The sequence below is a fragment of the Burkholderia torrens genome, assembly GCF_984668525.1.
In genome coordinates this window covers 370,648-384,138 of the sequence record NZ_OZ480213.1, presented here as the reverse complement: position 1 = coordinate 384,138, position 13,491 = coordinate 370,648, and the positions used below count along the sequence as shown (strand labels likewise).

Sequence of the window (13,491 nt, the reverse complement as noted above, 5' to 3'; positions counted from 1 at the left end):
AGGTCGCCGACGTGAGGCGTGGCGAAGCGCTTGTTGCGGAATCGGCATCGTCACTCTTCTGATTGTAAGCACTCTGGCGAACCTGCCGCCTTCGAAAGCGGCCGCACGTCACGTCGACTTCGCTCTGCGCACCCTTTGCGAAGGACAATTGCCGAGAAGCTCGACCAGCCGTGTCTCGCATCCGGAAAACGCGTACCCGCGCCGCTGCGAGATCATGAACGTAAGGGGGCGCATGTGCCATGCGCGCCGTTGTAGCTCGACGAGTGTTCCCTTCGCGAGGTCTTCCTCGACCATATGGCGCGGCATATGTCCCCAGCACAGGCTCCCCCTGAGCAAGTCGTGCTTCGCGCCGAGATCATTCACCCACCACTGGCGTTCGCTGGCGACCCCTTGCTGCGTCTTTTCCGCATCGGGCTGATTGTCGGTGACGACGAGCTGGATGTGCCGGCCGAATTCCTCGCGCGGAATCGGCTTCGCCATTGCAGCCAGTGGATGCAATGGCCCGCATACGGTCACCATTTGTGCATCAAGTAAATGATGCCGTTCCACGGTGCCGGGGCTCAGCTCGGGCACGTCCGTGATCGTCACCGCCAATGCGCACGTGCCCTGGAGAACCAGACGCTCGCCGCCCTGCATGGTTGTCATGCGCAGATTGATTGCGACCGTTGGAAAGTCCGCCTGCAGCGTACGCAGGCATGCAATCAGGTGCGCACGCGGAAAATAGGTGTCCACGGCGATCGACACCTGTGGGACGCCGGTTTCAGCAATCGCCACCGCACGCATCTTCATTTCCTCGGTGCGCGAGATCACGCCGCGCGCATCGGGCAGGAGGCTGCGGCCCGCGGCCGTAAGCGTCGCCTTGCGCGTGTTGCGCTCGAACAGCACTACATCGAAGGCACTCTCGAGCGCGCTGATCGCGTGACTGATCGCCGACTGTGCACGCCGCAACTGGCGTGCAGCCCCCGAAAAGCTCCCCTCGTCACACACGGCGACGAATGCCCGAAGCTGATTGATGGTGACGTTGTCCAGCATATATATCTAAAAAGTAGATTGTATCTATAGATATTCGGTCAATTGTCTTCATGAATCAAGCGTCCCAGAATCGGGTTTTCCGCTCTTGTTTCGAAGGATGCACGACATGCACAGACTGAATGGAAAGACCGCTGTAATCACGGGCGGCGCAACCGGCATCGGCCGCGCCGCCGCAAAACGCTTCATCGAGGAAGGCGCTTTCGTCTTCCTTTTCGGCCGCCGCCAGGCGGCGCTCGACGCCGCGGTGGCCGACCTTGGGCCCAATGCCCGCGCGGTGAAGGGCTCGGTCTCCGAACCGGCCGATCTCGACCGGCTCTACGCGGCGGTGAAGGCGGAGCGCGGAACCCTCGACATCGTCTTCGCCAACGCCGGCACGGGAAGCCCGCTTCCTCTCGGCCAGATCACCGTCGAGCACATCGACGACACCTTCGACACCAATGTGAAGGGGACGATCCTGACGGTCCAGAAGGCGCTGCCGCTGATGGGCCCGGGCGGTTCGATCATCCTGACCGGGTCGAGCGCCGGTACCACGGGAGCCCCCGGATTCACGGCCTACAGCGCGAGCAAGGCCGCCGTGCGCAACCTCGCCCGGACGTGGGCGGAGGACCTCAAGGGCACCGGCATCCGCGTGAACGTGCTGTCGCCCGGGGCGACGGCGACCGAACTGGCCAAGGAAGCGCTGGGCGAAGAGGGCCAGAAGGCCTACGGTGCGATGACGCCGCTCCAGCGTATGGCCGATCCGGCAGAGATCGGGGCCGTGGCCGCCTTTCTTGCGTCGCCGGACAGCAGCTTCATGACCGCCAGCGAGGTCGCCGTTGACGGCGGCTTGGCACAACTCTGAGGAGAAGTACCCCATGACCCAATCGCTAAAGGGCAAGACCGCACTCGTGACCGGCGCATCACGCGGCATCGGACGCGCCATCGCCGAACGTCTCGCCAGGGACGGCGCGACAGTCGCACTGACCTACAACGCCAGCAAATCCGGCGCGGACGAGGCGATCGCGGCCATCGAGAAAGCGGGCGGCGCCGCGTTTGCGATCCATGCGGATCTCGTCGACCCGGCGAGCGTCCCGGCCTTGTTCGAACGACTCGACGACGAGTTCACCCGGCGCAACGGCAGCAAAACCCTCGACATTCTGGTCAACAACGCCGGCAATTCCGGCTGGCTTGGCTTCAAGGACGCGACGCCGGAAAGTTGGGACACGCTGATGGCGGTCTACGCCCGCGCGCCCTTCTTCATCATCCAGGCCGCGCTGGATCGCCTCGCCGATGGCGGGCGCATCGTCAACATTTCTTCCGCTGCCGCGACGAAGCCCGTCACGGCGGCGCCCGTCTACTCGATGGCGAAAGCGGCCATCAACACGCTGACCCATACGCTCGCCATCGAGCTGGGGCCGCGCGGCATCACCGCGAACGCGGTAGCGCCGGGATTCACGCGAACGGATGCGAACGCCGCCCTTCGTGAGAATCCCGAACTCGTCAAGGCGGCCGAGGCCCAGATCGCGCTGGGGCGCTTCGGCGAGCCTGCGGAAATCGCCGCCGTGGTGGCGTTTCTGGCTTCCGATGACGGTCATTGGGTGACCGGCCAGACGATCGAGGCGAGCGGCGGCTACAAGCTCTGAGCGCACCGGGAAACGAAGGAGGAACACATGAGTTACGCAATCATCGGCTTCGGCAAGATCGGTCAAGCGCTTGCCAAGGCGTTCGCCCGCAAGGGCATCGATGTCGCCGTTGCAACCACGCGCGCCCCGGCAAGCTTTGCGTCGGATGCAGCAGCGATCGGACCGACGGTCATTCCCACGACCCTGGCGGAAGCGGTCAAGGCGGACATCATCTTTCTGGCGGTTCGTTTCGAGTCACACCCGGCTGTCGCGAAGGCGCTGGCCGACTGGACGGGGAAGACCGTCATCGACGCGATGAACACGCAGGCCCCGCTCGACGAGCTGGGCGGTCTGCCGTCGTCGGCCGTCGTCGCGAAGGCGTTCACCGGAGCCAGGCTCGTGAAAGGCTTCAACCATCTGGCCGCTGCCGTCCTTGACCAGGACCCGGCCGTCCACGGCGGCAGGAGAGTCGTGTTTCTGGCGAGTGACGATGACGATGCCGCCGCGGAGGTGGGTGCGCTCGCGGAAAAACTCGGTTTCGCGCCGATCCGGCTTGGCAGGCTTTCGGAAGGCGGATGGCTCGTGCACGCGCGCGGAAAAAGCTGGGGACACCTGATCTTCAAGGACTTGATCAGGTTTGACTGACGAACTTCGGTGTTCGGAAATCCAGCCGGGTCGAATGGACAGTCGCCGGGTTCAGCCGACGCCCCAACGGCAACGAGCGGGAACGAGTGCTCGTGGCGGGCAACCGCCGGTCCGGATGGGGCAACCGGCCGTGACGAGGCAACACACTCCACGCGCATTGACGACCCACCTTCGATTTCGCCACGAGTCGCAGCACGGACCTTGATGTCCGCATAAACACTGTTAGACTGCGGGCGCCTTCCCCGCACTCAGTGCCCAACCATTCAGGACAGCGACATGACCGAATGCGCGCTAACGTTTACCAGTCAGGCCGAATGGGAAAGCTGGTTGACGCAGAACGGCAGCACTTCGGCCGGAGCATGGCTGCGTCTGGCGAGAAAAGGCGCCGGGCAACGAACCGTCACCTACGAACAGGCGCTGGAAAGCGCACTCTGCCACGGCTGGATCGATGGTCAAAAGCGGGCCGAGAGCGAGACATTCTGGTTACAACGCTTCACCCCTCGCTCCGCAAAAAGCATCTGGTCCAAGCTCAACACGGACAGGGCTGAAGCGCTGATCGCCGCAGGCAGAATGCGGCCACCCGGCATGGCTGAAATCGAGAAGGCCAGGAAAGACGGCCGCTGGAAGGCTGCGTATACGTCGCCCGCCAACTCGACCGTGCCGGACGATCTGCAGGCGGCCTTGGACGCGCATCCGAAGGCCAAGCAGTTTTTTGCAACGCTGAACAGCCGTAACCGCTATGCCATTCTGTTTCGGATCCAGAATGCCAAGAAGCCGGAGACACGGGCGCGCAAGATCGGCGAATTCATCGACATGCTGAACCGCGGCGAAACTTTCCATCCATAGACCTTGCGCTTCGGGCTGCCAGCAGACTCGGCCCCCTGTCGATTCCGGCAGCTCGTCGCATCATCCGTTGCATGACAGCCTCCACGGTCAGTGATGCAACAGCGGATACACGATCAAGCCAATCACGGCGGCGCCGGCCACGACTACCGGTTCCGACAGCTTCTTGAACTTGACCAGCAGCACGATCGTCGCAAGTGCCATCAATGCGGTGGGCACATCGACGATCGACCGTCTGGCCAGGACAATCACCGAACCCGTAATGGCGCCCACGGCTGCGGCCGTTACGCCGTCGACGAACGCCAGAATGGCCGGCAGCTTGCCGTACTTCTTGAAGTACGGAGCCGGCAACACCGTGAACAGGTAGCACGGCAGGAACGTGCCGGCTGCCGCCACGCATGCGCCCGGCAGGCCCGCCACCAGATAGCCGATGAAACCCACCGTGATGACGACCGGCCCCGGCGTGATCATCGCGACCGCAACGGCGTCGACGAACTGTTTCTCGTTGAGCCACTGGTGCTCCGTGACCACACCCCCATAGAGGAACGGTACGATGGCCAGTCCCGAGCCGAACACGAAGGCGCCGGCCTTGGCAAAGAAGGCGGCAAGTTGCGCAAGCTGCGGCCAGTCGACGCCCCCCAGCCATGCGCCGGTAGCGGATACCGGCAACGCGACGATCGCATCGACGCGCCGCTGGCGAAGCCACCTGGGCGGCGAGCGCGTGAACCAGACGAGCAGGCCGGCTGCGAGAAACAGCCACGCCACTTCCGATTCGGTGATCACCGTCACGGCAACCAGCCCCAGATAGATCGCCCAAAGCAGCTTGTCCCGACCGATGCTCTTGGCGGTCAGCTTGCGTGCGCTGATCGCGATGATGCCGATCACCGCCGCGCCGACACCGTAGAACACCGATTGCATCCACGTCAGGCCGCCGAATCGCGTGTACGCGTAGCCAAGCAGCACAACCATCAGAAACGACGGCAGCACGAACGCGATCCCGACCATCGTCGCGCCGAGAATGCGATAGTGCACATAGCCGAGATATATCGCCAGTTGCGCTGCCAGCGGGCCGGGAGCGAGCTGCGCGAGCGCGAGGCCTTCCTTGTAGTCCGCATCGGCGATCCATTTGCGTGTGTCGACGAGGTCTCGATGCATGTAGCCCGCGAGCGCAACCGGGCCGCCGAAGCCCGTCATGCCGAGCCAGGCGAAGTACATGATCAGTTGCCACAGCGTATAGGCAGGGCGGTCACGATGCAGGTTCATAGGAGGGTCGAGCAGCAGGGTTACGATTTCCGGTTGCCGCGAAAATGGGCGTACAGCGAATCGAGTACAGTCGCGATCTCCGCCAGCAAGGCGTCGTCGCCGACAAGGCGCTTGCGGGCACCGGCCAGAATGGCTTCGAATCCACCGGCTTCCGGCACGGTCGACCCGCCCACGTCCAGCGCATGCACCATCGCACCCAACCGGACGAGTCCCTCGTCGTCGTCCAGCCCGAAGCTGGCGATCAGGACCTCGAATGAAACGCGATCGCCCACATGCGTGAACGAGGCGCCGTCGAAATCGAAGCCGACGGCGTCGGCGGGACATTCCGCGATGTTGTCCAGCCAGACAAAGCGTGCATGCGGATCGATGAAGCGCTGGATCAGCCACGCGCTGGCGACTCGATCGACCCACAGGTGACGCCGCGTCGCCCACAACCTGCCTTGATATCGAGCCGTGTCGCGGCGTGGAATGCCGCCCTGGGCGGCACGCGGCTCGCCGGGAGATCGAAGCGCTTCGATGGCGGCGGTGAAATCCCGCCATTGCGCACTTGCGCGCAGCGAGGTTTCGCCGGGAAAGAAATCGATGCTGCGAATGGCCTCATACGTGCGAGCGTGGCGACGTTGCAGGCGATTGAGATCGGCTGCGGCGAGCTCGGGCAGCGTCTTGCGGTCCTCCGAAAGCTCGGCAAGCCAGTCGACGTATTCCTCGGTGCGATCGAACAGCGCCCGGTACGCGTCCTCGTCGGACGGATTTTCCGAACGGACCTGCAACAACCACGCTTGCCCGTCGCCGTTACGCGCCTCGTCGGCCAGATCGCGCAACTGCGCCGCCTGGTCGGCATGCGTCGGCAACAGATAGGCGCCGTCGCGCAATGCGCCACAGCCGAGTGCCTTGACGGCACGCCAGATGCGCATCCGTGCCGTCGCGCCGGAGGTCGGCAGACTGACAATCAACAGGAGCCAGGAAGTGAAGGCGGCGTTCATGACGGCAGCATAGTTTGCCGTCACAAGTACTGCAAGCTTGTAGAGATCGCTACACAATTGTGTTCTACTTCGGAACGCAGGAACCACGGAGCGATGCCGATCCGTGAGTTCGGCGACGAAGCGTATGACCCGCGCGGACCGCTGGGTCGACAGGCCGCTCGGCGATCATGACGGGATGCCGGATTGATGCATGCGCCGCCTCGTCCGCGGCACACCGGCCCGAACCCGGTGATAAGCTGCGGGGCGGTACGCAATCGCATCCGCCCGCCCACGTCCCCAACGAGAGCCCGTCATGCCCGTCGCCCCGTCCGTTGTCTCCGCCTTCACGCCCACCGGCAAGCTCCGCGCGTCGATCAACCTCGGCAACCCGATCCTCGCGAATCGCGATCCGGCGACCGGCGAACCGTTCGGCGTCTCGATCGACCTCGCGCGCGCGTTCGCCGAGCGCCTGTCGGCCGAACTGGAGCTCGTCGTATTCGACGCCGCCGGCAAATCGGTGCAGGCGCTGACCGAGGAGCGCGCCGATTTCGGCTTCTTCGCAATCGATCCGCTGCGCGGCGAAACTGTCGCGTTCACCGCCCCGTATGTGCTGATCGAAGGCTTCTATCTCGTGCCAGACGCTTCGCCGATCCGCACCAACGACGACGTCGATCAGCCGCACAACCGCGTGGCCGTCGGCAAGGGCAGCGCGTACGACCTGTTCCTTACGCGTGAGCTGAAATCCGCACAGATCGTGCGCGCGCCGACGTCGCCGGCCGTCGTGCCGACGTTTCTCGAGCAGTCGCTGGAAGTCGCCGCCGGCGTGAAGCAGCAACTCGAAGCCGACGCCGCGAAGACGACCGGCCTGCGCCTGCTCGACGAACGCTTCATGGTGATCCGGCAAGCGATGGGCGTGCCGAAGAGCCGCGGCGAGGCAGCCGCAGCGGAGCTGAACGCATTCGTCGAGGAAATGAAGGCGTCCGGCTTCGTCGCCGATTCGCTGCGTCGGCACGGCATCACGGGCGCGTCCGTCGCACCGGCCGCCTGACCGAACACTGCTAGACGAAATAAAACAGCCGCGGTGTCTCGCCAGACACCGCGGCCGTTGACGGGACGAAACCGCGCGCTCAACCGACGCGCGCTTGTCCCTCGCGCTCGGCTTCACCCTCATCCGAACCCGTACGCGCCAGCACCGGCTTCAGCGCCTGCCCCGTGTGGCTCGCGCTTACCTTCACGAGCGCTTCGGGCGGCGCCGCCGCGACGATCGTGCCGCCGCCCACGCCGCCTTCCGGACCGAGATCGATGATCCAGTCGGCTTCCGCGATCACGTCGAGATCGTGCTCGATCACGACGACGCTATGCCCCGCATCGACGAGCCGGTGCAGCACGCGGATCAGCTTCGCGACGTCCGCCATGTGCAGGCCGACCGTCGGTTCGTCGAGCACGTACAGCGTGTGCGGCGCCTTCTGCCCGCGCCGCGTGATGTCGTCGCGCACCTTCGTCAGCTCGGTGACGAGCTTGATGCGCTGCGCCTCGCCGCCGGACAACGTCGGCGACGGTTGGCCGAGCGTCAGGTAGCCGAGCCCGACATCCTTCATCAACTGCAGCGGATGCGCGATGTTCGAGATCGGCGCGAAGAATTCCACGGCCTCGTCGATCTCCATCGTCAGCACGTCGCCGATGTTCCGGCCGCGCCACGTGACGGCGAGCGTCTCCGGGTTGAAGCGCTGCCCGTGGCACACGTCGCACGGCACCTTCACGTCGGGCAGGAAGCTCATGCCGATCGTGCGCACGCCTTGCCCTTCGCACGCGGGGCAGCGCCCGTCGCCGGTATTGAACGAGAACCGCGACGCCGTGTAGCCGCGTGCGCGCGCTTCCAGCGTATCCGCGAACAGCTTGCGGATCGTGTCCCATACGCCGATATAGGTGGCCGGACACGAACGCGGCGTCTTGCCGATCGGCGTCTGGTCGACTTCGAGCACGCGATCGATCTGCTCCCAGCCGCTCAGCGACTCGCAGCCCTGCCACGCATGCGTGACGTTCAACGACGGCCGCGGCGCGCTGCGCGCGAGCACGCTCGAACGGCGGTTGGCCGCCGGCACGTCCTGCTGCGCGGCCTTGCGCGCGCGCCGCGTGGCCGGCGACGACAGCACCGAGCGGCCGACCGCATCCAGCAGGTTGGTCATCAGCACGTCGCGCGCGAGCGTCGACTTGCCCGAGCCGCTGACGCCCGTCACCGCGACGAGCCGCGCGAGCGGAATGCCGACGGTTACGTCGCGCAGGTTGTGCAGCCGTGCGCCGTGCACGGTCAGCCACGCTTCCGGCACCGCCTCACCACCCTTCTTGCTCGGCAGGCGCACGCTGCGGCGCGGCTGCAGCGGGTGCAGCATCGGCTGCGCGAGGAGGCGCCCCGTCACCGAATCCGGCTGGGCGGCCAGATCGGCGACCCCACCCTCGGCAACCAGCGTGCCGCCGCGCTTGCCGGCGCCCGGGCCGACGTCGATGATGTGATCGGCACGGCGGATCGTGTCCTCGTCATGCTCGACGACGACGAGCGTGTTGCCCTTGTCGCCGAGCTTGCGCAGCGCGTCCAGCAGGATCTGGTTGTCGCGCGGATGCAGGCCGATCGTCGGCTCGTCGAGCACGTAGCACACGCCCTGCAGATTGCTGCCGAGCTGCGCGGCAAGCCGGATGCGCTGCGCTTCGCCGCCCGACAGGCTCGGCGCCGCGCGGTCGAGGCTCAGGTAGCCGAGCCCGACTTCCTCGAGAAACGCGAGGCGGCTGCCGATCTCGCTGACGATGTCGCGTGCGATCTGCGCATCGCGCCCGGTGAGTTCGAGCGCGTCGATCCAGCGGCGCGTGTCCGACACCGTCCACTGCGCGACCTCGACGATCGGATGCGCGTCGAACGTGACCGCGCGTGCGGACGGGTTCAGCCGCGTGCCGTGGCAATCCGGGCACGGTTCGTTGCCGACGCCTTCCGGTTCCTGCTCGTCCGACGGCAGCGTCTGCTCGCGGCCGCGGCCGTCCTCGGCAAGCACCGTGTCGTCGTACGCGGCGCGCTGTTCGCGCGTGAGCGTGACGCCGGTGCCGACGCAGGTCGTGCACCACCCGTGCTTGCTGTTGTACGAGAACATCCGCGGGTCCAGCTCCGGATAGCTCGTGCCGCACACCGGGCACGCACGCTTGACCGACAGCACCTTGACCGTGCCGACGCGCGCGGTCGACCGATCGCCCTGCATCGCATCGTGCAGCCCGTCGAGCGGCGCGAGCAGGTGCATCACGCCCTTGCCGAGCTCGAGCGTCTCGTCGAGCCTGCGCCGCAACTCGGCCTCGTTGTCCGGCGACACGACGAGATCGGCGACCGGCAGCTCGATCGTATGCTCGCGGAAGCGGTCGAGCTTCGGCCACGGATCGACCGGCACGAACTCGCCGTCGACTCGCAGATGCGTGCTGCCGCGCGCCTTCGCCCACTTCGCGAGATCCGTGTACACGCCCTTGCGGTTCACGACGAGCGGCGCGAGCAGCCCGACGTGTTCGCCGCGATGGTCGCGCAGCAGCTGCGCGGCGATCGATTCGACCGACTGCGACGTGACCGGCGTGCCGTCGTGGATGCAATGCTGCAGGCCGAGCTTCACATACAGCAGCCGCAGGAAATGCCACACCTCGGACGTGGTCGCGACCGTACTCTTGCGCCCGCCGCGCGACAGCCGCTGCTCGATCGCGACGGTCGGCGGAATGCCGTACACCGCGTCGACCTCGGGGCGGCCGGCCGGCTGCACGATCGAGCGCGCATATGCGTTCAACGATTCGAGGTAGCGGCGCTGGCCTTCGTGGAACAGGATGTCGAACGCGAGCGTCGACTTGCCGGACCCCGACACGCCGGTGATCACGTTGAACTTGCCGTGCGGGATATCGACGTCGAGCGCCTTCAGGTTGTGCTCGCGCGCGTTGACGATTCGCACGACGTCCTCGCCCTCGATCGCACGGCGCTCGCGCGCGGCGTTCAGCACGGCCTGCAGCGGCACGCCTTCGTCAGCGAGCGCCGCTTCGGCATCCATCGCGCGGTCGTACTGCAGCAGCGCCACGCCCGTGTGCGATTCGGCGCAGGCCTTCACGTCGTCGGGCGTGCCCGCGCACAGCACGAGGCCGCCGCCGTCGCCGCCTTCCGGGCCGAGATCGATCAGCCAGTCGGCCGCGCGGATCACGTCGAGGTTGTGCTCGATCACGATCAGCGAATGGCCGGCCGCGAGCAGCTTGCCGAACGCCTGCATCAGCTTCGCGATGTCGTCGAAGTGCAGCCCGGTGGTCGGCTCGTCGAACATGAACAGCTTCGCGCGTGCGATGCGCGCCTCTTCCGTCGCGACCCGGCGCCCGTTGGCCGCCGCCGCGGATTCGGCGAGGAAGCCGGCAAGCTTCAGGCGCTGCGCCTCGCCGCCCGACAGCGTCGGCACCGGCTGGCCGAGCTTCACGTATTCGAGGCCGACGTCGACGATCGGCTGCAGCACGCGCAGCACCTCGGCGTCGGTCGCGAAGAATGCGGCCGCTTCGCTGACGGTCAGGTCGAGCACGTCGGCGATGTTCAGCGCGCGGCCGTCGCGCTCGATGCGCACTTCGAGGATCTCGGCGCGGTAGCGGCTGCCGTCGCAGTCCGGGCAGCGCAGGTACACGTCGCTCAGGAACTGCATCTCGATGTGCTCGAAGCCCGAGCCGCCGCAAGTCGGGCAACGGCCGTCGCCCGAGTTGAAGCTGAACGTGCCGGCGCCGTAGCCGCGCTGCAGCGCGAGCGGCGCCTTCGCGAACAGCTTGCGGATCTCGTCGAACGCGCCGACGTAGCTCGCCGGGTTCGACCGCGTGGTCTTGCCGATCGGCGACTGGTCGACGAACACGACGTCGCCGACCTGGTCGGCGCCCGTGAGGCTGCGGTACGCGCCCGGCGACTCGGTCGCCTTGCCGTGGTGCCGCGCCATCGCCGGATAGAGCACGTCCTGCAGCAGCGTCGATTTGCCGGAACCCGACACGCCCGTCACGCACACGAGCCGCTGCAGCGGAATCTCGACCGTCACGTCGCGCAGATTGTGTTCAGTCGCGCCTTCGAGCACGATGCGCGGCGTATTCGCGTCGACGACGCGGCGCGCCCAGTTCGACGCATGCGCGACATGCTTGCGGCCGCCCAGGTACTCGCCCGTCAGCGTTTGCGCCGAACGGATGTCGGACGGCGTGCCGTCGTAGACGATCGTGCCGCCGCGCTCGCCCGGGCCGGGCCCCATGTCGATCAGCCGGTCGGCCGCGAGCATCACCGATGGATCGTGCTCGACGACGACCAGCGTATTGCCCGCGTCGCGCAGCCGCTGCATCGCCTCGACGATCCGCGTGAGGTCGCGCGGATGGAGCCCGATGCTCGGTTCGTCGAGGACGAACAGGGTTTTGGTCAGCGACGTGCCGAGCGCCGTCGTCAGGTTGATCCGCTGTACCTCGCCGCCCGACAGCGTGCGGCTCTGCCGGTCGAGCGTCAGGTAGCCGAGCCCCACGTCGCACAGGTACTTCAGGCGCGTGCGCACTTCGGCAAGCAGCAGTTTCAGCGCATCGTCGAGCAGTGCGCTCGGCAGGCTGATGCCGTCGAAGAAGCGGCGGATGCGCTCGATCGGCAGCAGCATCAGGTCGTGCACGGTCAGGCCCGGCAGCGCTTCGAGCTGCGCGCGGTTCCAGTCGACGCCGCGCGGCATGAAGCGCTCGGCCGGCGCGAGCACGCCGTCGGCGTTCTCTTTCGAGCCGAGCCGCCATTGCAGCGATTCCGTCTTCAGGCGCGCGCCGCCGCACACGTCACACGGCGTGTAGCTGCGGTATTTCGACAGCAGCACGCGAATGTGCATCTTGTACGCCTTCGATTCGAGGTAGCCGAAGAAGCGCTTCACGCCGTACCACTGGCTCTGCCACTTGCCGTTCCAGTCCGGCGAGCCGTTGACGACCCAGTCGCGCTCGGCGTCGGTCAGCTCGGACCACGCCACGTCGCGCCGGATGCCGGCCTTCGCCGCGTAGCGCATCAGGTCGTCCTGGCACTCTTTCCATGCGGGCGTCTGCATCGGCTTGATCGCGCCGCCGCGCAGCGTCTTGCGCGCGTCCGGAATCACGAGGCCGAGATCGACGCCGATCACGCGGCCGAAGCCGCGGCAGGTTTCGCACGCGCCGTACGCCGAGTTGAACGAGAACAGTGCCGCCTGCGGCTCCGCGTAGCGCAGGTCGCTGTCGGGATCGTGGAGCCCGGTGGAGAAGCGCCAGATCAACGGCTCGGCGATCGCGTTTTCCGCCTCCGGCGCCAGCACGTATACGTTCACGCGGCCGCCGCCGCGCTTCAGCGACGCCTCGATCGCCTCGACCACGCGCACCTTGTCGGCCTGCTGCACGCGGAAGCGGTCGGCCACCACGTCGAGCACCTTGCGCGGCCCGGTGGGCAACGCGACTTCGCGCTGCGCCTGCACGCGCGTGTACCCGCTCGCGGACAGCCACTGCGCGATTTCCTCGTCGGACACCGCTTCCGGCAACTCGACCGGAAACGTGACGACGACGCGCGGATCGTCGGCCTGCGTACGTGCGACGAGATCCGCGTAGATCGTTTCCGGCGTGTCGTGCCGCACCTGACGCGCGGTCTGGCGGTCGAACAGCTCGGCCGCGCGCGCGTACAGCAGCTTCAGGTGGTCGTTCAGCTCGGTCATCGTGCCGACCGTCGAGCGCGAACTGCGCACCGGGTTGGTCTGGTCGATGGCGATCGCGGGCGGCACGCCGTCGACGCGCTCGACCTGCGGGCGGTCCATCCGGTCGAGGAACTGGCGCGCGTATGCGCTGAAGGTTTCGACATAGCGCCGCTGCCCTTCCGCGTACAGCGTGTCGAACACGAGACTCGACTTGCCGGAGCCCGACGGGCCGGTGACGACCGTCATTTCGCCGGTGCGCAGGTCGAGATCGAGATTCTTGAGGTTGTGCTGACGTGCTCCGCGAATGCGGATCAGATTGCTGGATGACAATTTGCCTGCCCGTCTGAATGAGTTAGCCGGAATTCACGGTGCCGGAACGCTGCGGCGGATACCCGCAGGCGCGGCGCACGTGCCGCAAGGGTTGCACCTGTGCGGCTCGAGTTCGACGGGTAC

9 protein-coding genes are annotated in these 13,491 nt (G+C 66.5%); 5 read left to right on the top strand and 4 right to left on the bottom strand.

The annotated features are described in order from the left end of the window. Positions 1 to 108: 108 nt before the first annotated feature. Positions 109 to 1,032, bottom strand: coding sequence for a LysR family transcriptional regulator (locus tag AC5LXX_RS32150; protein ID WP_322081056.1), 924 nt, complete (start codon positions 1,030 to 1,032; stop codon positions 109 to 111). Positions 1,033 to 1,138: 106 nt separating this feature from the next. Here AC5LXX_RS32150 and AC5LXX_RS32145 point away from each other — a divergent pair, with 106 nt between their 5' ends. The 4 genes from AC5LXX_RS32145 to AC5LXX_RS32130 all read left to right on the top strand — a co-directional run bounded on the left by AC5LXX_RS32145 (position 1,139) and on the right by AC5LXX_RS32130 (position 4,124). Then, on the top strand, positions 1,139 to 1,873 hold the full coding sequence (locus AC5LXX_RS32145) for an SDR family NAD(P)-dependent oxidoreductase (protein ID WP_493414138.1): 735 nt from the start codon (positions 1,139 to 1,141) through the stop codon (positions 1,871 to 1,873). Between the two features lie 13 nt (positions 1,874 to 1,886). Then, entirely contained in the window at positions 1,887 to 2,654 is a 768-nt protein-coding gene (locus tag AC5LXX_RS32140) for an SDR family NAD(P)-dependent oxidoreductase (protein WP_493414137.1), read from the top strand. 27 nt (positions 2,655 to 2,681) lie between these two features. Next, positions 2,682 to 3,278: an NADPH-dependent F420 reductase gene (locus AC5LXX_RS32135; RefSeq protein ID WP_493414136.1), complete on the top strand. Its 597-nt coding sequence runs from the start codon at positions 2,682 to 2,684 to the stop codon at positions 3,276 to 3,278. 276 nt (positions 3,279 to 3,554) lie between these two features. Beyond that, complete coding sequence (locus AC5LXX_RS32130) at positions 3,555 to 4,124, top strand: YdeI/OmpD-associated family protein (RefSeq protein WP_493414135.1); 570 nt, start codon at positions 3,555 to 3,557, stop codon at positions 4,122 to 4,124. 87 nt (positions 4,125 to 4,211) lie between these two features. Here AC5LXX_RS32130 and AC5LXX_RS32125 read toward each other — a convergent pair whose 3' ends face one another. Together AC5LXX_RS32125 and AC5LXX_RS32120 are read right to left on the bottom strand one after the other, a co-directional pair. Beyond that, positions 4,212 to 5,384, bottom strand: coding sequence for a chromate transporter (locus AC5LXX_RS32125; protein WP_493414134.1), 1,173 nt, complete (start codon positions 5,382 to 5,384; stop codon positions 4,212 to 4,214). A 20-nt stretch (positions 5,385 to 5,404) separates the two neighbouring features. Next, positions 5,405 to 6,367, bottom strand: a complete 963-nt coding sequence (locus AC5LXX_RS32120) for a chromate resistance protein ChrB domain-containing protein (RefSeq protein ID WP_493414133.1) — start codon at positions 6,365 to 6,367, stop codon at positions 5,405 to 5,407. 292 nt (positions 6,368 to 6,659) lie between these two features. On the opposite strand from AC5LXX_RS32120, the gene AC5LXX_RS32115 reads away from it, so the two are divergent. After that, positions 6,660 to 7,394: an ABC transporter substrate-binding protein gene (locus tag AC5LXX_RS32115; RefSeq protein WP_493414132.1), complete on the top strand. Its 735-nt coding sequence runs from the start codon at positions 6,660 to 6,662 to the stop codon at positions 7,392 to 7,394. A gap of 79 nt (positions 7,395 to 7,473) precedes the next feature. Here AC5LXX_RS32115 and uvrA read toward each other — a convergent pair whose 3' ends face one another. After that, complete coding sequence (gene uvrA / locus AC5LXX_RS32110) at positions 7,474 to 13,368, bottom strand: excinuclease ABC subunit UvrA (RefSeq protein ID WP_493414131.1); 5,895 nt, start codon at positions 13,366 to 13,368, stop codon at positions 7,474 to 7,476. Between the last annotated feature and the right edge of the window lie 123 nt (positions 13,369 to 13,491).